22 protein-coding genes are annotated in these 23,246 nt (G+C 59.8%); 6 read left to right on the top strand and 16 right to left on the bottom strand.

The window, feature by feature from the left end; all coding sequences use genetic code 11:
• Positions 1-23 precede the first annotated feature (23 nt).
• The 7 genes from recO to lptF form a co-directional block, all read right to left on the bottom strand.
• Positions 24-707 (bottom strand): DNA repair protein RecO, encoded by a 684-nt coding sequence (gene recO / locus BJ917_RS25330; protein ID WP_096513293.1) that lies wholly within the window; start codon positions 705-707, stop codon positions 24-26.
• A gap of 153 nt (positions 708-860) precedes the next feature.
• On the bottom strand, positions 861-1,763 hold the full coding sequence (era, locus tag BJ917_RS25320; RefSeq protein ID WP_053162286.1) for a GTPase Era: 903 nt from the start codon (positions 1,761-1,763) through the stop codon (positions 861-863).
• On the bottom strand, positions 1,756-2,445 hold the full coding sequence (rnc, locus tag BJ917_RS25315; protein ID WP_018927089.1) for a ribonuclease III: 690 nt from the start codon (positions 2,443-2,445) through the stop codon (positions 1,756-1,758). Before rnc ends, era begins: the two co-directional genes overlap by 8 nt.
• Positions 2,446-2,629: 184 nt before the next feature.
• Entirely contained in the window at positions 2,630-3,484 is an 855-nt protein-coding gene (lepB, locus tag BJ917_RS25310) for a signal peptidase I (RefSeq protein ID WP_096513294.1), read from the bottom strand.
• A gap of 5 nt (positions 3,485-3,489) precedes the next feature.
• Positions 3,490-5,289 (bottom strand): translation elongation factor 4, encoded by a 1,800-nt coding sequence (gene lepA / locus BJ917_RS25305; RefSeq protein WP_008020289.1) that lies wholly within the window; start codon positions 5,287-5,289, stop codon positions 3,490-3,492.
• Between the two features lie 171 nt (positions 5,290-5,460).
• Positions 5,461-6,522, bottom strand: a complete 1,062-nt coding sequence (gene lptG / locus BJ917_RS25300) for an LPS export ABC transporter permease LptG (protein WP_096513295.1) — start codon at positions 6,520-6,522, stop codon at positions 5,461-5,463.
• The gene (gene lptF, locus BJ917_RS25295) at positions 6,515-7,633 is read right to left on the bottom strand and encodes an LPS export ABC transporter permease LptF (protein ID WP_096513296.1); all 1,119 of its coding nucleotides are present in this window, start codon (positions 7,631-7,633) and stop codon (positions 6,515-6,517) included. The genes lptG and lptF overlap by 8 nt, the downstream gene beginning before the upstream one ends.
• Positions 7,634-8,029: 396 nt before the next feature.
• Between lptF and BJ917_RS25290 the strand changes: the two genes are divergently transcribed.
• The 3 genes from BJ917_RS25290 to BJ917_RS25280 are packed head-to-tail and all read left to right on the top strand — an operon-like array spanning position 8,030 to position 10,407.
• Complete coding sequence (locus BJ917_RS25290; protein ID WP_121105117.1) at positions 8,030-9,520, top strand: leucyl aminopeptidase; 1,491 nt, start codon at positions 8,030-8,032, stop codon at positions 9,518-9,520.
• Between the two features lie 60 nt (positions 9,521-9,580).
• Complete coding sequence (locus BJ917_RS25285; RefSeq protein WP_096513298.1) at positions 9,581-10,009, top strand: DNA polymerase III subunit chi; 429 nt, start codon at positions 9,581-9,583, stop codon at positions 10,007-10,009.
• Positions 10,010-10,017: 8 nt separating this feature from the next.
• Entirely contained in the window at positions 10,018-10,407 is a 390-nt protein-coding gene (locus BJ917_RS25280; RefSeq protein ID WP_121105114.1) for a DNA polymerase III subunit chi, read from the top strand.
• Between the two features lie 69 nt (positions 10,408-10,476).
• Here BJ917_RS25280 and BJ917_RS25275 read toward each other — a convergent pair whose 3' ends face one another.
• Positions 10,477-11,238 (bottom strand): sulfite exporter TauE/SafE family protein, encoded by a 762-nt coding sequence (locus BJ917_RS25275; protein ID WP_096513300.1) that lies wholly within the window; start codon positions 11,236-11,238, stop codon positions 10,477-10,479.
• 189 nt (positions 11,239-11,427) lie between these two features.
• Here BJ917_RS25275 and xseA point away from each other — a divergent pair, with 189 nt between their 5' ends.
• Positions 11,428-12,807 carry an exodeoxyribonuclease VII large subunit gene (gene xseA / locus BJ917_RS25270; RefSeq protein WP_121105112.1) on the top strand — a complete coding sequence of 460 codons (1,380 nt, stop codon included), beginning with the start codon at positions 11,428-11,430 and terminating at the stop codon, positions 12,805-12,807.
• Positions 12,808-12,810: 3 nt separating this feature from the next.
• Positions 12,811-13,632 (top strand): peptidoglycan DD-metalloendopeptidase family protein, encoded by an 822-nt coding sequence (locus BJ917_RS25265; RefSeq protein ID WP_121105110.1) that lies wholly within the window; start codon positions 12,811-12,813, stop codon positions 13,630-13,632.
• Positions 13,633-13,739: 107 nt separating this feature from the next.
• Here BJ917_RS25265 and BJ917_RS25260 read toward each other — a convergent pair whose 3' ends face one another.
• Complete coding sequence (locus tag BJ917_RS25260; RefSeq protein WP_121105108.1) at positions 13,740-14,096, bottom strand: hypothetical protein; 357 nt, start codon at positions 14,094-14,096, stop codon at positions 13,740-13,742.
• Between the two features lie 28 nt (positions 14,097-14,124).
• Positions 14,125-14,322 carry a hypothetical protein gene (locus BJ917_RS25255; RefSeq protein WP_121105106.1) on the bottom strand — a complete coding sequence of 66 codons (198 nt, stop codon included), beginning with the start codon at positions 14,320-14,322 and terminating at the stop codon, positions 14,125-14,127.
• Positions 14,323-14,486: 164 nt separating this feature from the next.
• Between BJ917_RS25255 and leuA the strand changes: the two genes are divergently transcribed.
• A complete protein-coding gene (leuA, locus tag BJ917_RS25245; RefSeq protein WP_096513306.1) occupies positions 14,487-16,166 on the top strand; it encodes a 2-isopropylmalate synthase in 1,680 nt (559 codons plus the stop codon).
• A gap of 201 nt (positions 16,167-16,367) precedes the next feature.
• On the opposite strand, the gene BJ917_RS25240 is transcribed toward leuA, so the two are convergent.
• From BJ917_RS25240 to hisS, 6 genes are all read right to left on the bottom strand, one after another.
• Positions 16,368-17,159 (bottom strand): amidohydrolase, encoded by a 792-nt coding sequence (locus BJ917_RS25240; RefSeq protein WP_096513307.1) that lies wholly within the window; start codon positions 17,157-17,159, stop codon positions 16,368-16,370.
• Complete coding sequence (locus BJ917_RS25235) at positions 17,147-18,295, bottom strand: pyridoxal phosphate-dependent aminotransferase (RefSeq protein ID WP_096513308.1); 1,149 nt, start codon at positions 18,293-18,295, stop codon at positions 17,147-17,149. Before BJ917_RS25235 ends, BJ917_RS25240 begins: the two co-directional genes overlap by 13 nt.
• Before the next feature lie 224 nt (positions 18,296-18,519).
• Positions 18,520-19,989 (bottom strand): ribosome biogenesis GTPase Der, encoded by a 1,470-nt coding sequence (der, locus tag BJ917_RS25225; protein WP_095193769.1) that lies wholly within the window; start codon positions 19,987-19,989, stop codon positions 18,520-18,522.
• Positions 19,990-20,128: 139 nt separating this feature from the next.
• Positions 20,129-21,280 (bottom strand): outer membrane protein assembly factor BamB, encoded by a 1,152-nt coding sequence (gene bamB, locus BJ917_RS25220; protein ID WP_096513310.1) that lies wholly within the window; start codon positions 21,278-21,280, stop codon positions 20,129-20,131.
• On the bottom strand, positions 21,273-21,914 hold the full coding sequence (locus BJ917_RS25215; RefSeq protein WP_121105104.1) for a tetratricopeptide repeat protein: 642 nt from the start codon (positions 21,912-21,914) through the stop codon (positions 21,273-21,275). Before BJ917_RS25215 ends, bamB begins: the two co-directional genes overlap by 8 nt.
• 42 nt (positions 21,915-21,956) lie before the next feature.
• Positions 21,957-23,246, bottom strand: a complete 1,290-nt coding sequence (gene hisS, locus BJ917_RS25210) for a histidine--tRNA ligase (protein WP_096513312.1) — start codon at positions 23,244-23,246, stop codon at positions 21,957-21,959.

The following is a 23,246-nucleotide window of genomic DNA, read 5'->3' as shown; positions in this document are numbered from 1 at the left end:
TCGGTGCACAGCATACGGGGTGATCAGGGCTTGCGAAACAGCTCACGACTGACAAGTGGCCGACCGCCCAAATGAACTGCCAGCGCCTGACGCATCAAACGCTTGGCTGCAGACAATGCACCGGGGGCAGACCAGTCGGCATCGGCCATGGCCAGCAGCTCGATGCCATTGAACAGCCCCGGTTGCAGCAGGTAGACCCGCTCCAGCCCGGCATCCACTTGCAGGCGATATAGGCCGTCCGGGGCGATGGGCTCGCCATGCATATCGGTATCAAGGGCAAAGCCGTAGCCGAGGTCGCTGAGCAATCGCCATTCGAAGGAGCGTAACAACGGCTCCAGCGGACGACCTTCGGCCAGGGCCAGCAAAGTCGCAGCGTAGTGATCGAATACGCCGGGAAGAGGGTCTTCGGCGGGCAACAGGCGAATCAGCAGTTCATTGAGATACAGGCCACTGAACAGCGCCTCGCCATTGAGCCAGGTGGAAACGCCGGCGCTTTCCATGCGCCCGACATTCTTCAACTCGCCTCGCCCGCGAAACTCCACTTCCAGCGGCACGAACGGCCGCGCCAGTGTCCCGGCCTTGCCCCGCGCACTGCGCAACACCGCCCGCAGCCGACCTTGCGGCGTGAGGAAGTCCACCAGGGCACTGCTTTCGCGGTAGGCGCGACTATGGAGGACGTAGGCGGGTTGGCCGATTGGCTGGGACATGGAGCTCTCAATGACAGAACGCAATTTTTCAAACAGCCAAAAACCACTGTGGGAGCGAGCCTGCTCGCGAAAGCGGTGTGACAGTCAACATCAATGCTGAATGCTACACCCTCTTCGCGAGCAGGCTCGCTCCCACAGTAGATCTATGTTGGCTTACAGGTCGCCATAACCCAACGAGCGCAACGCACGCTCGTCATCGGACCAGCCACCCTTAACCTTCACCCAGAGGTTAAGCATGATCTTGGAGTCGAACAGCAGCTCCATGTCCTTGCGCGCCTCGGTGCCGATGCGCTTGATGCGCTCGCCCTTGTCGCCAATGATGATTTTCTTCTGGCCGTCACGCTCGACGAGAATCAGTGCATGAATGTGCAGGGTTTTCCCCTGCTGCTTGAACTCTTCGATTTCAACGGTGATCTGGTACGGCAGCTCGGCGCCCATCTGGCGCATGATTTTTTCACGCACCAATTCAGCGGCCAGGAAGCGACTGCTGCGGTCAGTGATCTGGTCTTCCGGGAAGAAGTGATCGTTTTCCGGCAGATGATCAGCGATCACTCGCTCCAGCGCATCGAGGTTGTGCCCGTGCTGAGCCGAAATCGGGATGATCTGTGCGTTCGGCAACTGTTCCTGCAACCAGGACAGGTGCGGCATCAGCTCGGCCTTGTCCTCGATGCGGTCGGTCTTGTTCAGCGCGACAATCAGCGGGCCGGTCACGTATTGCACGCGCTCGAGGACCATCTGGTCTTCTTCGGTCCACTTGGTGCGGTCAACCACGAAGATCACCACGTCGACGTCTTTCAACGCCGCCGAAGCGGTCTTGTTCATGTAGCGGTTCAGGGCCTTCTCGCCACCCTTGTGCATGCCGGGCGTGTCGACGTAGATCGCCTGCACATCGCCTTCGGTCTTGATGCCGAGCATGTTGTGACGGGTGGTTTGCGGCTTGCGCGAGGTGATCGCCAGCTTCTGACCCAGGATGTGGTTCAACAACGTGGACTTGCCCACGTTCGGACGGCCGACGATGGCAACATAGCCACAGCGAGTTGCGTTTGTATCAGTCATTGCCATTCTCCACACCCAGGGCAATCAGTGCTGCGGCGGCCGCTACCTGTTCGGCAATACGACGGCTCACACCCTGACCTCGGCTTTTTTCATTCAGTAAGATGATCTCGCATTCGACGAAAAACGTCCGGCAATGCGGTTCACCCTGGATATCCACCACTTCGTAACGCGGCAGCTCACAACCACGGGATTGCAGAAACTCCTGCAGACGGGTTTTCGGATCTTTGTTGGTGTCGACCAGCGTCAGGCCTTCGAACTCGCCGGCCAGCCAGGCCAGTACGCGCTCGCGTGCCACTTCCATGCCAGCGTCCAGGTAGATCGCACCAATCAACGCTTCCAGGGCATCGGCCAGAATCGATTCGCGGCGAAAACCGCCGCTTTTCAGTTCGCCCGAACCCAGGCGCAGGTATTCGCCCAGATCGAAGCCACGGGCCAGCACGGCCAGGGTCTCACCTTTCACCAGGCGTGCGCGTAAACGCGACAACTGGCCTTCACGCGCCAACGGGAAGCGATCGAACAGCGCCTCGCCGGCGACAAAGTTGAGGATGGCGTCACCGAGGAACTCCAGGCGTTCGTTGTTGCGCCCGGCAAAACTGCGGTGAGTCAGGGCCAGGACCATCAGTTCCTGATCCTTGAAGGTGTAGCCGAGCTGACGCTCGAGACGGCTTAAGGAGACGCTCACGGTTTACCCACGCTGAGTTCGTGGTTGGATTCCACCGCCATCGCCGGGAGTCGACGCAGGCTTGGGACAATTAACGCTGTGTTCAAAAATAACGTCCTGAATATCATTGGCTTCATGCTTCTGTCGCCGATTGTGCCGGCTCCAGAAATGCATTCGGCGCTGTGTTCAACAGCGCCGTGTTTGATTACTGGATCAGGCCAACCCGCGAGAAATTCGGCAGGTGACTGAGTTTTGGTTCCGGCCAGCTCATCCAGACTGCAAAGGCCTTGCCGACGATATTCTTGTCGGGAACCATGCCCAGCAGATCCTTGGGAATGTTTGGGTCATCCCAGTAGCGACTGTCGTTCGAGTTGTCGCGGTTGTCGCCCATCATGAAGTAATGCCCGGCAGGCACGGTCCACGAATGATCCGGCATTGCGCGGTAGCGACTCATTTCCTTGCGGATCATGTGCTCAACCGCACCGAGTTTTTCCTTGTACAGCTCAGCGCTGCCCAGCGTGCCCGGCTCGGAGCCGACCAATTGCTCGGCAATCGATTGACCGTTGACGAACAGACGCTTGTCGGCGGTGTAACGAACCGTGTCGCCCGGCAAACCAACCACACGCTTGATGTAGTTGACGTTCGGATCGCTCGGGTAACGGAACACCATGACATCGCCGCGCTGCGGATCACCAACTTCGATGACTTTCTTGTCGATCACCGGCAAGCGGATCCCGTAGGAAAACTTGCTTACCAGAATGAAGTCACCGACATCCAGGGTTGGCTTCATCGAACCGGACGGAATCTGGAACGGCTCCACCAGGAACGAACGCAGCACCAGCACGATGAACAACACCGGGAAGAACGATTTGCCGTACTCGACCAGCAGCGGCTCCTTGTTCAGCTTCTCGACCACCACACTATCAGGCTGACTGACGCTGCCCTGATAGGAGGCAATGGCAGACCGACGACGCGGCGCCAGGAACAGCACATCGAGCAACGCCAACAGGCCGCAAACGAACACGGCGATGACCAGCAACAGCGGGAAATTTAGTGACATAGGACCTAGCTATCCAACCTGAGCACCGCAAGGAAGGCTTCTTGTGGAATTTCCACGTTACCGACCTGCTTCATGCGTTTTTTACCGGCCTTTTGCTTTTCCAGCAGCTTTTTCTTACGGCTGACGTCACCACCGTAGCATTTGGCCAATACGTTCTTTCTGAGCGCCTTGACGGTTGTCCGCGCCACAATCTGCCCGCCAATGGCGGCCTGGATTGCCACGTCGAACATCTGCCGCGGAATCAGATCCTTCATCTTCTCGGTCAACTGGCGACCTTTGTAGTGCGAATTGTCACGGTGCACGATCAACGCCAGGGCGTCGACCTTGTCGCCGTTGATCAGCACGTCCAATTTCACCAGGCTGGCCGATTGGTAACGATCGAAATGGTAGTCCAGAGAAGCATAGCCGCGACTGGTGGATTTCAGACGGTCGAAGAAGTCCAGCACCACTTCGTTCATCGGCAGGTCGTAGGTCACTTGTACCTGGGAGCCGAGGAACAGCATGTCTACTTGCACACCGCGCTTTTCGATGCACAGGGTGATGACGTTACCCAGGTGCTCTTGCGGCACAAGAATGTTGGCGCGCACGATCGGCTCGCGCATGTCTTCGATGGCGGACAGGTCCGGGAGCTTGGACGGGTTATCGACGTAGATCGTCTCGCCGGTCTTGAGCAGCAGTTCGAAGATTACCGTCGGTGCCGTGGTGATCAGGTCCAGGTTGTACTCGCGCTCGAGGCGCTCCTGGATGATTTCCATGTGCAGCATGCCGAGGAAGCCGCAACGGAAGCCGAAGCCCAGTGCGTCGGAGCTTTCCGGGGTGTATTGCAGCGACGAATCGTTGAGGGTGAGCTTTTGCAGCGCCTCGCGGAAGTCTTCGAAGTCGTCGGAGCTGACCGGAAACAGGCCCGCGTAGACCTGCGGCTGGATGCGCTTGAACCCCGGCAGCACGTCGACGTCCGGCGTCGAGCTCAAGGTCAGGGTGTCGCCCACTGGCGCCCCGTGAATGTCCTTGATGCTGGCGATGATGAAACCCACTTCACCGGCCTTCAGGTCGGCGGTAGGGGTGTGTTTCGGGTTGAAGACACCAACGCTGTCCACCAGGTGGATCTTGCCGGTGGACTTGACCAGGATCTTGTCGCCTTTCTTCACGCGGCCATGGCGCACGCGAACCAGGGACACAACGCCCAGGTAATTGTCGAACCAGGAGTCGATGATCAACGCTTGCAGCGGATCTTCGATGTTGCCGGTCGGCGCCGGAATGGTGGTCACCAGGCGTTCGAGCACCTCATCGACGCCCAGACCGGTCTTGGCAGAGCAGGTGACCGCGTCGGTGGCATCGATGCCGATGATTTTTTCGATTTCTTCCTTGACGCGCTCCGGATCGGCCTGTGGCAGGTCGATCTTGTTCAGCACCGGCATCACTTCCAGGCCCTGCTCGATTGCCGTATAGCAGTTGGCAACCGACTGTGCTTCCACGCCCTGACCGGCATCGACCACCAGCAGTGCGCCTTCACAGGCCGCCAACGAACGGCTGACTTCGTAGGTGAAGTCAACGTGGCCGGGGGTGTCAATGAAGTTCAGCTGGTAGTTGATACCATCTTTGGCTTTGTAATACAGGGTGACGCTATGCGCCTTGATGGTGATTCCGCGCTCACGCTCAAGGTCCATGGAGTCCAGTACCTGGGCTTCCATTTCACGCTCGGCCAGGCCGCCGCACATCTGGATGAAGCGATCGGCCAGCGTCGACTTGCCATGGTCAATGTGGGCGATGATGGAGAAATTGCGGATATGACTCAAATCACTCACGGATCAACACTCAAAAAGGCTGCAGGCATAGCCCGCCGAAAAATAGCCGGGAATTGTACCTGATCCACGGCGCAAGCGTCACGTTCACAGGTCAGACGGCGCGTACAAAAACGCCCCGGTCTTGCGACAGAGGCGTTTTTCATCATGAGCAAGGTCGGGAAAAACCCGTCATCAACCTGCTCGACGCAGTAACCAGAGCCCTGCCAAGGCACAAACACCGGTTGGCACCAGTACCGAAAACAATGGCGAAAAGCCAAATACCAGGCTCGAAGGCCCCAGCAGATCCTGAACAATACGGAATGTGAAGCCCACCAGCACGCCGGTAAATACCCGCTGGCCGAGGGTCACCGAACGCAATGGGCCGAAAATGAAGGAAATGGCCATCAGCACCAAGGCTGCCGTCACCACGGGTTGCAGAACCTTGACCCAGAATGCCAGCCAGTACCGGCCATTGCTCAGCCCCTGATCCGCCAGGTAGTGGATGTAACCCCACAGGCCACTGATCGACAGCGACTCCGGCGTCAGCACAACGGTGCTCAGCAATTGCGGGCTCAACGCCACGTTCCAGCGCTCGACCGGGGCAGACACCACTTCAGTGCTCTTGTCGTGGAACAACGTCGTGGTGACGTCCGTCAACTGCCAGTGATCCTTATCGAAGTCCGCACGCTTGGCAAAACTCGCCGAGAGCATATGCCGCTCGTTGTCGAAGCGATAACGGGTCACACCGTACAAGATACCGTTTGGTTGTACCGAGTTGATGTGGATGAACTCATCACCCTGGCGGTGCCATATTCCGTGCTTGGAGCTTTGTGCATCGCCGCCACCCTGGGCCAGCGAGCGATTGGCCTGAGCCATGTTTTCGGTAGGCGGGGCGACGTACTCGCCAATCAGTACGCCGGCAAGCATCAACACCAGCATTGGCTTCATGACCGCCCAGACGATTCGACCGATGGACACGCCGGCGGCGCGCATGATGGTCAACTCACTGTTACTGGCCAGTGTACCCAGACCGATCAGGCACCCGATCAGCGCCGCCATCGGCAGCATGTCGTAGAGACGGCGCGGCGCGGTCAGCGTCACATAGCTCAGGACATCGAGCAGGGTGTAGGTATCACTGACTTCACCCATCTCGTCGATGAATGCGAACAGGGTCGCCAGACCGAGAATGATCCCCAGGACGGCCAGAATCGATATGAGTACGCTGCTACCGATGTAGCGATCCAGCTTAACCACGGGCCACCTCCAGCGCGCTGCGGCGACTCGCCCTCTTCAAACGCAAAGGTTCCCAATAAAGCAGGCCCAGACCAATGGCCAGGAATATCCCGTGCACCCACCACAAGCCCATCACCGCCGGGATCTTGCCTTTATCGAGGGCACCGCGAGCAGCAATCAGGATGGTCAGGTATGCCATGTAAAGAAGAATCGCCGGCAGCAATTTGAGGAACCGGCCCTGGCGCGGGTTAACCCGCGACAGCGGCACCGCCATCAAGGTCACGACAAACACCAGCAACGGCAACGATATACGCCATTGCAGTTCGGCACGCAGACGAATGTCATCACTGCCCATCAAGGCGCGGGTTGTCATCGCATCGCGGTCGGTAACTTCGTCGCTGACGTCCGGCTTTGGCAGCAATACACCGTACTCGTCGTACTTGATCGCCCGGTAATCGGCCTGCCCCGGATTACCGTCATAGCGATAGCCGTTATCGAGGATCAGGTAGCGGTTGCCATCCGGACGGATTTCCTGGCGCCCCTTTTCGGCCACCAGCACTGAAATCCCGCGATCCTTGTTGTTGGAACTGATGTTTTTCTGCGAGATGAACACACCGCCCAGATTGACGCGATCGTCCGACATGCGCTCGGTGTAGGTGACGCGGGTGCCGTCGCGCAGGGCCTGGAAACGACCTGGCTCAAGGGTATCGAATTCGGTCAGGGCGTCCTGTTTGTTCAGCAATAACTGGAATTGATTGGCCCCCTGTGGTGCCAGGCTCAGGCTCAACCAGGCCACCACGAGGGCGACCAGCGTGGCCGGAAACAGCGTCATGCAAAACAGACGCTCCTGACTCATGCCCGTGGCCGAGAGTACGGTCATTTCGCTTTCGAGGTACAGGCGACCATAGGACAGCAGGATTCCGAGAAACAGCCCCAGCGGCAGGATCAGCTGGAGAAACCCGGGCAGGCGAAAGCCCATGATCAGGAACAGTGAGCCCGGATCCAGCAGACCCGAGGCCGCTTGCGCGAGGTATTTGATGAAACGACCGCTCATGATGATGACCAGCAGCACGGCACTGACGGCGCTCAAGGTCAACAAGACTTCGCGGGAAAGATAACGGAAGACAATCAAACCAGACACTCCAGGGTTGTCAGGCTAGGGCGGCCAAACAAGCAAACGTATCAGACAGCTCGCTAGCAGAGCCGCTGAAAAAAGATGGCGCATTATCCTGTGATTGGGTGCGCCTGTCACTGCGCAATGCATCTCCCCCATGCAGGAGCGAGCCTGCTCGCGATAGCCGTCAACAATGTCGCGGACTGTCTGAAAGCCAGCGTTGCCTGGACGTCTATCGCGAGCAGGCTCGCACCTACATTAATGTTGTCGAGGGTTGTCAGGCGCCTCCGGCGAGGTTCAAACTGCGGCCTTCGTCGCCGATCGGTATCGGCGCCTTTCTATTTAAATGCACGCAAGCGACGCGCACCCGCAGTCGAGCGCTTGCGAGTTGACCATCAATTCAGGGACCCGGACATGGAACTGGTTGTAAAAAGCGTAAACCCGGAAACGTTGAAGACCGCCACGCTGGTGGTCTCCGTCGCCGAAGGCCGCAAGCTCGGCGCTGCCGCCAAGCAACTCGATGAGCTCAGCGGCGGCGCAATCAGCGCCGTTCTCAAGCGCGGCGATCTGGCCGGCAAAGTTGGCCAGAGCCTGCTGCTGCACAGCCTGCCGAACCTGAAAGCCGAGCGCGTACTGTTGGTAGGCGTGGGCAAGGATGAAGAACTGGGCGATCGCCCGTTCCGTAAAATCATCGCCGGCGTGCTCAACACCCTGAAAGGCCTGGGTGGCAGCGACGCGGTACTGGCCCTGGACGAAATCGTGGTCAAGGGCCGTGACAGCTACGGCAAGACCCGCCTGCTGGCCGAAACCCTGGTCGACGGCGAGTACCAGTTCGACCAGTTCAAGAGCCAGAAAGCCGAACCCCGCACCCTGAAGAAAATCACCCTGCTGACCATCAAGGCCGCCCAGGCTGAAGTGCAACGCGCCGTGACCCATGCCACCGCAATCGCCAACGGCATGGCCTTTACCCGCAACCTGGGTAACCTGCCGCCGAACATCTGCCACCCGACGTTCCTCGGCGAGCAAGCCAAAGACCTCGGCAAAGAATTCAAGGATCTGAAAGTCGAAGTCCTCGACGAGAAGAAGATCAAGGCACTGGGCATGGGCTCGTTCTACGCCGTCGGCCAGGGCAGCGCCCAGCCGCCGCGCCTGATCGTCATGCAATACAACGGCGGCAAGAAATCCGAGAAGCCATACGCACTGGTCGGCAAGGGCATCACCTTCGACACCGGCGGCATCAGCCTCAAGCCTGGCGCCGGCATGGATGAAATGAAATACGACATGGGCGGCGCCGCCAGCGTGTTCGGTACGCTGCGTGCCGTGCTCGAACTGAAGCTGCCGATCAACCTGGTGTGCATCCTGGCTTGCGCCGAGAACATGCCGAGTGGCAACGCTTCGCGCCCTGGCGACATCGTCACCACCATGAGCGGCCAGACCGTGGAAATCCTCAACACCGACGCCGAAGGCCGTCTGGTGCTGTGCGACGCCCTGACCTACTCCGAGCGCTTCAAGCCGCAAGCGGTCATCGACATCGCCACCCTGACCGGTGCCTGCGTGGTTGCCCTGGGTTCCCACACTTCGGGCCTGCTGGGCAACAACGACGAACTGATCGGCCAACTGCTGAGCGCTGGCAAGGCCGCCGACGACCGCGCCTGGCAACTGCCGCTGTTCGATGAATACCAGGAACAGTTGGACAGCCCGTTCGCCGACATCGCCAACATCGGCGGTCCGAAAGCCGGCACCATCACCGCAGCCTGCTTCCTGTCGCGCTTCACCAAGAACCTGAACTGGGCGCACCTGGACATCGCCGGCACCGCTTGGACCAGCGGCGGCAAGGACAAGGGCGCCACTGGCCGTCCGGTTCCCCTGCTGACCCAATACCTGCTGGACCGCGCCAAAGCCTGAAACCGATGACTTCAGGCGGCGTCACTCTCGGGTGACGCCGCCTGAAGCTCAGGAACCGCAATGACCAAAGTCGACTTCTATATCCTGCCCAGCGCCGATCCTTCGGCACGGCTGGATTTCGCCTGCAAGCTCACCGAAAAAGCCTGGCGCATGGGCCACCGCGTCTATCTGCATTGCAGCGACGCCACCCAGCGCGATGATCTCGACGCACGCCTATGGGCCTTCAAGGGCGAAAGCTTCGTGCCCCACGGCCCCGCTGAAAGCGAACCGGACAGCCTGATCGTGCTGGGGTTTGGCGATGATTGCGGCCAGCACCAGGATTTGCTGGTCAACCTCGACCTGAAGGTCCCGGCCTTTGCCCAACGCTTCGCCCGCGTGGCGGAAGTGGTGGTCGAAGATCCGGTGATCCGCCAGGCTGCGCGGGAGAGTTTCCGTTTCTACCGCGAACAGGGCTATCCTCTGCAAGATCACCGTTTACAGCGACTCTGAGCCTTCCGATGGACACTTCAAAACCGCTGCAAAAGTCCGCGCACCTGTTGGACGACCTTGAGTCGATCCGCCAATTGCTCGGCGATGACAACCTGCAACCACCGCTGCTGACCGACACGGTCGAAGAAGGTGATCAGGAACAGATTCCCATGCTGTTCGACACTGTCAGCGAACCCGCGCCGACCGTCGAGCCGACACCTCCCGAGCCTGCCGCCGAACCGGCGCCCAGCGCCAGCAAGAACGCCGACGCCTTGCTATACCTCGACAGCGAACTGCGTGCCGCCGCGCAATTGATCATGCAAGACGTGATCGACGACTTCGCGCCGCACATCGAAACCGAAATCAAACGCCGCCTCAGCGCGCGGCTGGAGCGGTTGTTGAGTCAGTACAACGATTGAACTGTTACAGCGTGCGACTCTTCTGTGGGAGCAAGGCTTGCTCCCACAGAAAAACAGGCCAGGCCATGGTCAGGTGTTGAGATAACGCCCAATCAGCGCAATCCCGCTCGCCAGCACCAACCACGTCACCAGCCGCACAAAGGCTTCGCGCGACAAGCGCATGGTCAACCGCCGACCAATCCACAGCCCCAGCGCCATGGCCGGCAACAGGCACAGCGCCAGTACCAGCAAGGGCAGTTCGGCATACACCCCCGCGACCGCAAACAGACTCAAACGCACCACCGTGCTGCAACTGATCAGCGCGCTTTGCGTCGCCCGCGCTTCGTCCTTGGATAGCCGACTGTTCAGATAGATCGCATACAAAAAGCCGCCACTGCCAAACAATGCGCCAAACATCCCGCCCACAGTGCCCATCGGCAGCGCCCAAACGGCGGACAATTGTTCCGGACGGGACTTTATCCACAGGCTGTAGACCGCATAGGCACTGATGAACAGTCCCATCAACAGCAGCAACAGGTCGGATTTCAGGTTCAGCAGGAAAATCACCCCCAGGGTGCAGCCCACAGCCATGCACGGCAGTAATCGCAGCAACTCCGGCCTGGCCACATTTCGTCGCGAAGGCAACAGATTGCCGAACGCCGCGACGAAATCCAGCAGCACCAGCAGCGGCACGATTTTGGACAACGGCATGAACAGGATCAGAATCGGCCCCGCCACCAATGCCGTGCCGAACCCGGCGATGCCGAACACGATGTAGGCCAGGGCGACGCCTGTCCCGATCACCAGCCAATCCACTGCGCCGAATGGCCACTGACTCAACAAATCAAACACACACTTCCCCTTCTTCCTTGAATATCACTGACGACTCTAACCCCTGTGGAGCGAGCCTGCTCGCGAATGCGATTTTCCATTCAACACATTCGTTGACTGACACTATGCATTCGCGAGCAGGCTCGCTCCCACAAGGGATTTATGCGGACTCATGGAGATTGTTCACCGAATGCCTTTAAACTGCGCCCCATGATTAAAGATCCCTTTGCAAGACTCGGCCTGGACCGCGAAGTCCTGACCGTCAGCCAGCTCAACGGCCGCGCGCGGGTGTTGCTCGAAGACGTGTTCAGCAATATCTGGGTCGAAGGCGAAATCTCCAACCTCGCCCGCCCGGCGTCCGGCCACGTGTATTTCACCCTCAAGGACAGCGGCGCCCAAGTACGTTGCGCACTCTTCCGGCAGAACGCCGCTCGGGTACGCCAGGCGTTGAAGGACGGTCTGGCAGTCAAGGTGCGAGGCAAAGTCTCCTTGTTCGAGGGACGCGGCGATTATCAGCTGATCCTCGACACCGTGGAGCCCGCCGGCGACGGTGCGTTGCGCCTGGCCTTCGATGCCTTGAAGGAAAAACTCAGCGCCGAAGGCCTGTTCAGTGCCGAACGCAAGGTGCCGCTGCCGGCGCATCCGCAACGCATCGGCATCATCAGTTCGCCCACCGGCGCAGTGATTCGCGACATCATCAGCGTGTTTCGCCGCCGCGCGCCGCAGGTGCAACTGACGCTGATCCCCACCGCCGTGCAGGGCCGCGAGGCCACCGCGCAGATTGTCCGCGCACTGAAACTGGCGGACGCCCGGGGCTTCGATGCCTTGATCCTGGCCCGTGGCGGCGGCTCTCTGGAAGACCTCTGGTGCTTCAACGAAGAAGCCGTGGCCCGCGCCGTGGATGCCTGCGTGACACCGATTGTCAGCGCCGTCGGCCATGAAACCGATGTGTCGATCAGTGATTTCGTGGCCGATGTTCGCGCACCCACGCCTTCGGCGGCCGCCGAACTGCTGGCGCCGGACTCCAGCGACTTGCTGCGTCGGGTCGAGAGCCTGCACCGCCGGTTGGTGATGCGCATGCGTGACCGCCTGATGCGTGATCGGCTGCGCCTGGAGGGTATCTCCCGCCGATTGCGTCATCCTGGCGAACGCCTGCGTCAGCAAGCGCAACGGCTGGACGATCTGGACATGCGTATGCGCCGGGCCTTCGAGCGCAGCCTCAATACTCGCCGCGAACGGCTGATCCGTCTGGAAACCCGCCTGGCCGCGCAGCATCCCGGCCGGCAACTGGCGATGCTGCGTCAACGGCTCGACAGCCTCGCCGAACGTTTGCCCCGCGCCATGCGCGAGGGATTGAAAAGCCGTCGCCTGCAACTGCAAAGCCAGATGCAGACACTGCATGTGGTCAGCCCCCTGGCGACCCTCGGCCGCGGCTACAGCATTTTGCTCGACGAGCGCGGCAACGCGATCCGCAGCGCCGGGCAAACCCATACCGGCCAGCGCCTGAAGGCCAAACTGGGTGAAGGCGAACTGCAAGTGCGGGTCGAAGACAATCACCTGACACCCGTCACCCTTTCTTTACTGGATTGATCCATGCCGCGTTTTTTTGCTTCGTGTCTGTTGTTGTGCCTGACCTTCAATGCCTACGCCGACAGCTACATTACGCGTCTGTTGAACAAACCAGTGCCCGGCGGCGTCGCCGTGGTGGACCTGGGCACTTCCGCACAAACGCCGAAAGCCAGTTATCAGGGTAAACCGGTGCTGGTGGTCAAGGAGCAGAACAACTGGCTGGCCATTGTCGGCGTACCACTGACGGTCAAGCCCGGTGCCCAGTCCATCAACAGCAGCGGCCGTAACCTGGGTTTCACCGTCGGCAACAAGAAATACCCGGAACAGCACATCACCCTGAAAAACACCCAACAGGTCAATCCAGACCCGGAAAACCTCAAGCGCATCGAGCGCGAACTGGCCGAGCAGATCGCTGCCTACCGCACGTTCAGCCCGAATACGCCGAGTAACCTGCTGCTGGACAAGCCGGTCAACGGCCCGCTGTCGAGCAAGTTCGGCGTGCGCCGTTTCTTCAATGGCGAAGAGCGCAATCCCCATTCGGGCCTTGATTTCGCCGTGCCCGCTGGCACACCGATCAAGACGCCGGCTGCGGGCAAGGTGATCCTGATCGGCAATTATTTCTTTAACGGCAACACCGTGTTTGTCGACCACGGCCAGGGCTTCATCAGCATGTTCTGCCACATGTCGAAGATTGACGTGAAGGTTGGCCAGCAGCTGGCTCGCGGTGGCGTGGTCGGCAAGGTTGGTGCTACCGGGCGGGCGACGGGGCCGCACATGCACTGGAATGTCAGCCTGAATGATGCGCGGGTGGATCCGGCGATTTTTATCGGGGCGTTTCAGCCTTAGTTTTCGGTTTGGCTGCCGACCTCTTCGCGAGCAGGCTCGCTCCCACAGGTTTTCGGTGATCCTTGTGGGAGCGAGCCTGCTCGCGAAAGCGGCATCACAGACACCACCTATTCTGCCTCCAGATCCTCAATCCCGTGGACTTCCCGGTCCGCCAGACAGTGCCTGACCCACTCCTGCGTCTCCGCTGAAAACCAGGTCAATTCCTCGGCCGTAATCAACTCCCGCGCACACAAACCCAGCAAGTGCGAGCGGGCTTCATGGCGCGAAAACCTGAAAACACCAAACGCCCAATACAGCTCTTTTTGCGCGCCTTTAAGCAATTCCTCACTGGCTTCGATCCGTTCGTAGGGCTCGATACTCTTGTCCAGTACGATCTTTTCGACATCCGCCATGATCCGGGCACACATCCGCTCATGGGCCACCGGACGCAATACGCAATACTGTTTCCAATCGGACTCGTTCATCGCCGACTCCCGCTTGCCAGTCGAGGCTTTAAAGAAGAATAGCCCCGCTGCGGGGATCAGGCGCTAAAACAACCGATTGCGCATCGCTCAAACCTTGCGCAAACAACTTGAACCTCAAACAAATCCCAAGCAATAAAATCTCGATAAATGCGCCGCGACGAGTATTCCTCTCAATTTTTTTCGACTGCTTGCCATCCTTCCCCCCCGCGGTTAGGGTTGAAGGCATGAAAACCTCTCACACCCTCATTCAGCTCCGCCAGCACCGCAGCCTGTGCCTTGTCAGCGCACGACTGCCGGGCTGAATCGCGGCGCCTCGTCCTACGCTTTACCCAGTACATTCGATCCACCGGCAGGCCGCCTTTTTTCGGCCCACACAATAAGGATTTCCCGATGAGCATGCTCAAAGACCCGTCTTCGAAATACCGCGCCTTCCCGACCATCGACATCCCGGACCGCACCTGGCCGTCGAAAACCATCACCGCCGCCCCGATCTGGTGCAGTTCCGACCTGCGTGACGGTAACCAGTCGCTGATCGAGCCGATGGACGCCGTCAAGAAGCTGCGCTTCTGGAAAACCCTGGTGCAGGTGGGCGTGAAAGAAATCGAAGCCTCCTTCCCGGCCGCTTCGCAAACCGACTTCGACTTCGTGCGCACCCTGATCGAAGGCGGCCACATCCCGGACGACACCACCATCCAGGTGCTGACCCAAGGCCGTGAAGACCTGATCGCCCGCACCTTCGAATCCCTGCGCGGGGCGAAAAAAGCCATCGTTCACCTGTATAACGCGACCTCCCCGTCCTTCCGCCGCATTGTCTTCAACCAGGACAAGGACGGGATCAAGGAAATCGCCGTGAGCGCGGCCAAGCTGTTCGTCAAATACGCTGCCATGCAGCCGGAAACCGAATGGACCTTCGAGTACTCGCCGGAAACCTTCAGCGCCACCGAGCTTGAGTTCGCCAAGGAAGTCTGCGACGCGGTGATCGAAGTCTGGAACCCGACGCCCGAGCACAAGATGATCCTCAATCTGCCGGCCACCGTCGAATGCGCGACCCCGAACATCTATGCCGACCAGATCGAATGGTTCGGCCGTCACATCAATCGTCGTGACAGCGTGATCATCAGCCTGCACACCCACAACGACCGTGGCACCGGCGTTGCCGCCACCGAACTGGGCCTGATGGCCGGCGCCGACCGTGTCGAAGGCTGCCTGTTCGGCAACGGCGAGCGCACCGGTAACGTCGATCTGGTGACCGTGGCCCTGAACATGTACACCCAGGGTCTTGACCCGCAATTGGACTTCTCCGACATCGACGGCGTACGCAAGGTCGTCGAAGAGTGCAACCAGATCCAGGTTCACCCGCGTCACCCGTACGTCGGCGACCTGGTACACACCGCATTCTCCGGCTCGCACCAGGATGCGATCCGCAAGGGCTTCGCCCAGCAGAAACCGGACGCCCTGTGGGAAGTGCCGTACCTGCCGATCGACCCGGCCGACATCGGCCGCAGCTACGAGGCGGTCATCCGCGTCAACAGCCAGTCGGGCAAGGGTGGTATCGCCTACTTGCTGGAACAGGAATACGGCATCAGCCTGCCGCGTCGCATGCAGATCGAGTTCAGCCAGGTCGTGCAGCGTGAAACCGATCGCCTCGGCCTGGAAATGACCGCCAAGCAGATTCACTCGCTGTTGATCAGCGAATACCTGCAAGCCAACACCCCGTACGCGCTGGTCAGCCATCGCCTGCAGGAAGAAAACGGTCACAGCGCCGTCGAAGTGGAAGTCGCCAGCAAAGGCCAGGGCGAAACCAACCTGCACTGGCGCGGCAAGGGCAACGGCGCCCTGGAAGCCCTGGTGGCCGGTCTGCCGATTCCGGTGGAAATCATGGACTACAACGAACACGCCATCGGCGCGGGCACCAACGCCAAGGCAGCGGCCTACATTGAACTGCGGGTGAATGGCGAGCGCGCGGTGCACGGCGTGGGCATCGATGAAAACATCACCACTGCCAGCTTCAAGGCCCTGTTCAGCGCGCTGAACCGCTCGTTGAGCCAGCCGGAAGCGAAAGCGGCGTAAGCCTTCGCTGCAATGCAAAAGGCCCCGGGGTGCGAACCTCGGGGCCTTTTTGTTTGCCTGCAGTTTTTGTGTTACCTGCTCCGCCCCCTTCGCGGGCAGCCCGCTCCCACAATGATCAGTGTGTACTCAAGTTTTTTGTACACCAGAGAACCTGTGGGAGCGGGCTTGCCCGCGATGGGGCCGGTTCAGACGCCGAAAACCTCAGGTGAGTTCGAAGGTATCCGCATCCAGATTCGCCGGAAACCTTGTGCGATAAGCCGCCAGTTCCGCCGCATCCAGCACGACCTTGAACACCCCGTCCGCCTCCCCTGCGCTGAGCAATGTCTCGCCCTGGAAATCCAGTACCTGGCTGTCACCGGTATACGCAAAGCCTTTGCCGTCAGTGCCAATACGGTTCACCGCCGCCACATAACACAGATTCTCGATCGCCCGGGCCGGCAACAAACGATTCCAGTGCTGGCGCCGCGCACCGGGCCAGTTGGCGGTGTACAGCAGAAGGTCCGTGTCCTGTGCGTCGCGGCTCCACACCGGGAAGCGCAGGTCGTAGCAAATCAGCGGTCGCACCCGCCAGCCCTTGAGTTCGAACTGCACCTGACGCTCGCCGGGGGTGTAGTGGTGGTGCTCGCCGGCCATGCGAAACAGATGGCGCTTATCGTAGTGCAGCACTTCGCCATCCGGCCGCGCCCACAACAGGCGATTGCGATGGCTGCCATCCGCTGCCTGAACGATAACGCTACCGGTGATCACCGCATCGAGACTCAACGCCTGAGCCCGCAGCCATTTGCTGGTGGGGCCGTTTTCCGCCTCGGCCAGCGTTTCCGACTCCATGGAGAAACCGGTGGTGAACATTTCCGGCAAGATGATCAGATCGGCGCCACGGGCCTGTTCCAGCAACGGCTCGAAATGTTCCAGGTTGGCCTGGCGGTCATGCCAGGCCAGGGAAGTCTGAACCAGCGCAACGGTCAGCTTCGGCAACGCACTTAAATCACGCATAGTTTTTCCGCCGCTTCACGCAGGGTCTCCTCACGCTTGGCAAAACATAACCGCACCAGGCGCTGGCCTTCAGGCGGCTTCTGGTAGAACACAGAGATTGGAATGCTCGCGACGCCATGTTCGCGGGTCATCCACAGCGCCATCTCGACATCATTGAGATCCGGGCGTATCTGCGAGTAATCCACCAACTGGAAGTAGGTGCCTGTCACTCGGGTGAAGCTGAAGCGCGACGGCGCCAGCAGATCGCAGAACAAATCGCGCTTGGCCTGATAGAAGCCCGGCAACTCTTCGACGTGCTCAGGGTGCTCGGCCATGTAATCGGCCAAGGCATATTGCAGCGGTGTCACACCACAGAAATTGACGTACTGGTGCACCTTGCGCAATTCCGCCGTCAGTACCGGTGGCGCGACCACATAGCCGGTTTTCCAGCCGGTGACATGGTAAGTCTTGCCGAAGGAGCTGACCACGAAGGCACGCTGATACAGCTCTTCATGAGCCAGCACGCTGACGTGGGGCACGCCGTCATATACCAGGTGTTCGTAGACTTCGTCGCTGATCACATAGATATCGCGATCACGGATCAACGCTGCCAACTGATCGAGTTCGGCACGACTGATCAGCGCACCACTAGGGTTGTGCGGGGAGTTGAGAATGATCATCCGCGTGCGCGGGCTCAGTGCCTGGGCAAGTTTCTCGAAGTCGATACTGAAATCGTTCAGGCCCAGTTGCACGTGCACGCAACGACCGCCGGCCAGCTCTACCGAGGGTTCGTAGCTGTCGTATGCCGGGTCAAACACGATGACTTCGTCGCCGCTGTGGATAACCGCCTGAATGGCACAGAAAATCGCTTCGGTCGCGCCTGGGGTGACCGTGACTTCAGTATCCACATCCACCTGCGCGCCGTAACTGCGGGCGATCTTCGCCGCGATCTGCTGACGCAACACCGGCAGCCCGGTCATTGGCGAGTACTGGTTATGGCCGCTGGCGATATGCCGACCGACCGCATCGCACAGGGCCTGCGGGGCAGCAAAATCCGGAAAGCCCTGGGACAGATTGAGCGCGCCGGTCTGAGCCGCGAGCTGAGACATCTGAGTGAAGATAGTGATGCCGACATTCGGCAGCTTACTGGTGATCATCGGTGGTTCCCTGCTCTACACCCGGCTCTACGGCGGCGCGGGAGAGCCCGAGGATAGCCCATCCGGCGCCCATAAAAAAAGGGCGCCGGAGGCACCCTTTTTTCACCCTGACCCTGTGGGAGCAAGGCTTGCCCGCGATTGCCACACCGCGGTTGTTCTGACACACCGCGTTATCGTTCATCGCGGGCAAGCCTTGCTCCCACAGAAAGCAGGCAAGCCTTGAATCAGCGCTTGTCGCGACGCTTCTTGTCGGCCTTCTTGTGGTGCGACATCAAGCGACGCTTCTTGTTGACCTGACGGTCGGTGAGCGAGTTCTTGTTGCCTTCGTACGGGTTCTCGCCGCCCTTGAATTCGATGCGGATCGGCGTACCAACCAGCTTCAGGACACGGCGATAGGTGTTTTCAAGGTAACGAACGTAAGACTTCGGCACCTTCTCGATCTGGTTACCGTGAATCACGATGATCGGCGGGTTCGCGCCACCCAAGTGGGCATAACGCAGTTTGATCCGACGATTGTTGACCATCGGTGGCGCGTGCTCACCGACCGCATCTTCCAGAATCTGGGTCAGGCGGTTGGTCGGCCAGCGGGTGACCGCGGACTTGAATGAGTTCTGCACCGAAGCGTAGAGGTTGCCCACGCCCGTGCCGTGCAGTGCCGAGATGAAGTGGATGTCGGCGTAGTCAACGAAGAACAGTCGACGTTGCAGCTCGACTTTCACGAAGTCACGCTCGCTCGGCGTCATGCCGTCCCACTTGTTGATCGCGATGACCAGCGCACGACCCGACTCAATGGCAAAGCCCAGCAGGTTGAGGTCGTGGTCCACCACGCCTTCGCGGGCGTCCATCACGAAGATCACCACGTTGGCGTCTTTGATGGCCTGCAGGGTTTTGACCACGGAGAATTTTTCGACTTCTTCGTGGATCTTGCCGCGCTTGCGCACACCGGCGGTGTCGATCAGCGTGTACTTCTCGTCGTTACGCTCGAACGGGATGTAAATACTGTCGCGGGTGGTGCCGGGCTGGTCATACACGATCACCCGGTCTTCACCCAGCATGCGGTTGACCAGGGTCGACTTGCCTACGTTCGGCCGGCCGATGATGGCGATCTTGATCCCGTCTTTTTCGCTCGGACCAGGAATGCGCTTGGCTTCTTCGCCTTCGGCAACATCCTCTTCCTCGCCTTCTTCCAGCTCGTCTTCGTCTTTCGGGAATTCACTCAGTGCCGCTTCCAGCAACTGGGTGATGCCACGACCATGGGCGCCGGCAATCGGAATCGCGTGGCCCATGCCCAACGGGGCGAATTCTGCGCGGGCCATTTCAGGGTCGATGTTGTCGACCTTGTTGGCGACCACATGGGAACGCTTGTTACGTTTGCGCAAGTGCTCGGCGATCATCTGGTCGGCGGCGGTGAAACCGGCCTTGGCATCTACCAGGAACAGAACAACATCCGCTTCTTCAATGGCCAGCAGCGACTGCTCGGCCATTTTTTCGTCCATACCGTGTTCGTCACCGGAGATACCGCCGGTGTCGATCAGAATGTAGGAACGCCCTTGCCACTTGGCCTCACCGTACTGGCGATCACGGGTCAGACCGGACAAGTCGCCGACAATGGCGTCGCGAGTCCTGGTCAGGCGGTTGAACAAGGTGGACTTGCCGACGTTCGGTCGGCCCACCAGGGCGATTACGGGAACCATGCGGCTCTCCACTTCGTTATTTCAGAAAATACAAAAGCCGCTGCGAGGCAGCGGCTGGTGCTCGGGGCAGCGTATGCAAACGCTGCAAACCCCGTATATCGGGGCCGCTTGGGGGTTAACCCCAAGCATAGTCAAACCTTTACTTAATGGTCAGGGCTTCCAGTTTGCCGCTGTTGCCATATACATAAATCGTGTCACCCACCACCAGCGGACGGGCACGCAGGCCGTCGCTGTCGATGCGTTCGCGGCCGACGAAACGACCGTCCACTTGACTCAGCAGGTGCAGGTAACCTTCCAGGTCACCGACTGCAACGTAGCTGGAGAACACTTCCGGTGCCGACAGTTGACGGCGGGCCAGCGAGTCGTTGCTCCACAGGGCAGTGGTGGAACGCTCGTCGACGCCTTCAACGGTGCCCGAAGACAGGCTCACATAGACGCTACCGAAACCCTGGGCGACGCCAGCGTAGCTGGAAGCATCACGCTGCCACAGCTGACGACCGCTTTGCAGGTCCAGTGCCGCAACGCGACCCTGATAGCTCGCGACATAAATCTTGTCGCCGGACAGCAGCAGGCCGCCGTCGATATCGACGACGCGCTCCAGCTCCGAACGACCTTGCGGGATCGCTACACGCTGTTCCCACACCGGCACGCCGTTGGAAATGTCGAGAGCGACCACTTTACCGGTCGACAAGCCAGCCACCGCGAGGCGGTTGGTGACGATCGGCGCACTGGTGCCACGCAGAGTCAGTACCGCAGGCGTGCTGTCGTACAACCAACGCTGGTTGCCGGTCGCGGCATCCAGGCCGATCAGACGGTCGTCCTGGGTCTGGACCACGACCACATCACCATTGTTGGCGGGTGGTGCGAGGACTTCGCTGGACACGCGAGCGCGCCATTTCTCTTCACCGTTGATGGCGTCCAGGGCAACGATTTCACCCTTGAGCGTACCAATCGTCAGCAGACCGTAACCAACGCCAACGGCACCGGAAACAGGCAGTTCGAGATCTTTCTTCCACTTGACGTCGCCGTTGCTGCGATTCAGCGCCATCACCACACCGGTCACATCGGCGGCATAGATGGTATCGCCATCGATGGCCGGTACCAGCATGTTGTAGGTTTCGCCCTGACCGTCACCGATCGAACGACTCCATTGTTTCTTCAGAACCACTTCTTCCTTGAAATCGGTCAACTCGGCCGGTGGCAGTTCTTTCTTGCTGTTGCTGCTGCAACCCGCGGCCAGAATGGCCAGAGCCAGCAATGCTGCATGTTTCCAACGAATCACGTCACGCATCCCCTTTGGCCAGGTCGTCCAGCTTGATTTGTAGGCCACCGACCGCCGCTTCATCCGACAGTGCCGCCTTGGCTTTTTGATACGCCGCGTGCGCTTCATCGGTACGACCCAGCTGCACAAGCAGGTCGCCCTTGAGTTCTTCGCGAGTAGCCAGGAAGGCCTTGTCGGCATCGCCTTCGAGCAGTTTCAGGGCTTCGTCGGCCTTGTTCTGCGCCGCCAGCACCTGTGCCAGGCGCTGACGGGAGATTTCGCCCAGCGCCGGATTGGCCGGCTTGGCAATGATGGCTTTCAGCTCGCTGGCTGCGTCATCGAGCTTGCCGCTGTCGACGGCGACTTTCGCCACGAACAGGCTGCCGTATTGCGCATAGGCGCTACCGCCGAACTCGCTGTTGAGCTTGGCCGCCAGGTCCGAAACACGGGCCGCATCAGGCTTGCCACTAGGCGTCAGCGTGGTTTCCAGCAATTGCTGATAGAGCATCGAGGCGCCTTGCGACTGATTGCTCTGATACTTGTGAAAGGCTTGCCAGCCGAACACGATGACCAGCGCCAACAGGCCGCCAGTGACCAGGGGCTTGCCGTTGCGTGACCACCAGTCCTTCAAATCCGCCAGCTGTTCCTCTTCGGTACTCGACACCCCAATACTCCTTAATCGCTAATTCGGCTGTTTATGACAGCTTCAACCCTGCACGACGCAGGTGGCCAGGTGTGCAGCAAGCGCATCCCAGGCAATACTTTGTTGTTCGCCCTGGCCACGCAGGGGTTTGAAACCTACCACTTGCTGGGCCATTTCGTCGTCACCGAGGATCAGTGCATACAGCGCACCGCTCTTGTCGGCTTTCTTGAACTGGCTTTTGAAGCTGCCCGCGCCGGCATTCACTTGCAGGCGCAGGTTGGGCAATTGGTCACGCACACGCTCGGCCAGGGCCAGACCGGCCAGCTCGGCTTCTTCACCGAAGGCGCAGAGGTAGACATCCACCTGACGGGAGATCTCTTCCGGGATCTGCTCCAGGGTTTCCAGCAACAGGACGAGGCGCTCGATGCCCATGGCGAAACCGACACCGGTGGTCGGCTTGCCACCCATCTGCTCGACCAAGCCGTCGTAGCGACCACCGGCACACACGGTGCCCTGGGCACCCAGTTTGTCAGTGACCCATTCGAAAACGGTCTTGCTGTAGTAATCCAGCCCGCGAACCAGCTTCGGGTTGATCACGTAAGGAATACCGGCGGCGTCCAGACGAGCCTTGAGGCCCTCGAAGTGCACGCGGGACTCTTCGTCGAGGTAATCGGCCATTTTCGGCGCATCGACCAGGATCGCCTGAGTGTCGGCGTTCTTGGTGTCCAGTACCCGCAGCGGGTTGGTTTTCAGGCGACGCTGGCTGTCTTCGTCCAGCTTGTCCAGATGCCCGGACAGGAACTCGACCAGGGCTTCACGATAACGGCCACGGGATTCGCTGGTGCCCAGGCTGTTGAGCTCAAGCTTGACTGCATCGCGGATGCCCAGCTCGCCCCACAGGCGCCAGGTCAGCACGATCAGTTCGGCATCGATGTCCGGACCGTCGAGGTTGAACACTTCGACGCCAATCTGGTGGAACTGGCGGTAACGGCCTTTCTGTGGACGCTCGTGGCGAAACATCGGACCGATGTACCAAAGCTTCTGCACCTGGCCACCGCCGGTGATGCCGTGTTCCAGCACAGCACGCACACAGGCCGCGGTACCTTCCGGACGCAGGGTCAGGGAATCACCGTTGCGGTCTTCGAAGGTGTACATCTCTTTTTCGACGATGTCGGTCACTTCACCGATGGAGCGCTTGAACAGCTCGGTGAACTCGACGATCGGCATACGAATCTGCTTGTAACCGTAGTTATCCAGCAGGCGCGAAACTTTGCCTTCGAAATGACGCCACAGCGGGGTCTGTTCGGGCAGGATGTCGTTCATGCCACGAATGGCTTGCAGAGACTTGCTCAC

The organism is Pseudomonas sp. WPR_5_2 (assembly GCF_003634475.1).
Classification (GTDB): domain Bacteria; phylum Pseudomonadota; class Gammaproteobacteria; order Pseudomonadales; family Pseudomonadaceae; genus Aquipseudomonas; species Aquipseudomonas izuensis.
The sequence above is the reverse complement of the archived record's forward strand: the minus strand, read 5'-3'. Positions and strand labels throughout refer to the sequence as shown.

Bases quoted from the DNA above. Each gene is read 5' to 3' on its own strand.
- lepB (WP_096513294.1), bottom strand. From the start codon at position 3,484: ATGTCACTAAATTTCCCGCTGTTGCTGGTCATCGCCGTGTTCGTTTGC.
- der (WP_095193769.1), bottom strand. From the start codon at position 19,989: ATGGTTCCCGTAATCGCCCTGGTGGGCCGACCGAACGTCGGCAAGTCC.
- xseA (WP_121105112.1), top strand. From the start codon at position 11,428: ATGATTAAAGATCCCTTTGCAAGACTCGGCCTGGACCGCGAAGTCCTG.
- BJ917_RS25265 (WP_121105110.1), top strand. From the start codon at position 12,811: ATGCCGCGTTTTTTTGCTTCGTGTCTGTTGTTGTGCCTGACCTTCAAT.
- era (WP_053162286.1), bottom strand. From the start codon at position 1,763: ATGACTGATACAAACGCAACTCGCTGTGGCTATGTTGCCATCGTCGGC.
- BJ917_RS25290 (WP_121105117.1), top strand. From the start codon at position 8,030: ATGGAACTGGTTGTAAAAAGCGTAAACCCGGAAACGTTGAAGACCGCC.
- BJ917_RS25280 (WP_121105114.1), top strand. From the start codon at position 10,018: ATGGACACTTCAAAACCGCTGCAAAAGTCCGCGCACCTGTTGGACGAC.
- leuA (WP_096513306.1), top strand. From the start codon at position 14,487: ATGAGCATGCTCAAAGACCCGTCTTCGAAATACCGCGCCTTCCCGACC.
- BJ917_RS25255 (WP_121105106.1), bottom strand. From the start codon at position 14,322: ATGCCTTCAACCCTAACCGCGGGGGGGAAGGATGGCAAGCAGTCGAAA.
- recO (WP_096513293.1), bottom strand. From the start codon at position 707: ATGTCCCAGCCAATCGGCCAACCCGCCTACGTCCTCCATAGTCGCGCC.
- BJ917_RS25235 (WP_096513308.1), bottom strand. From the start codon at position 18,295: ATGATCACCAGTAAGCTGCCGAATGTCGGCATCACTATCTTCACTCAG.
- BJ917_RS25260 (WP_121105108.1), bottom strand. From the start codon at position 14,096: ATGAACGAGTCCGATTGGAAACAGTATTGCGTATTGCGTCCGGTGGCC.
- bamB (WP_096513310.1), bottom strand. From the start codon at position 21,280: ATGCGTGACGTGATTCGTTGGAAACATGCAGCATTGCTGGCTCTGGCC.
- BJ917_RS25240 (WP_096513307.1), bottom strand. From the start codon at position 17,159: ATGCGTGATTTAAGTGCGTTGCCGAAGCTGACCGTTGCGCTGGTTCAG.
- BJ917_RS25285 (WP_096513298.1), top strand. From the start codon at position 9,581: ATGACCAAAGTCGACTTCTATATCCTGCCCAGCGCCGATCCTTCGGCA.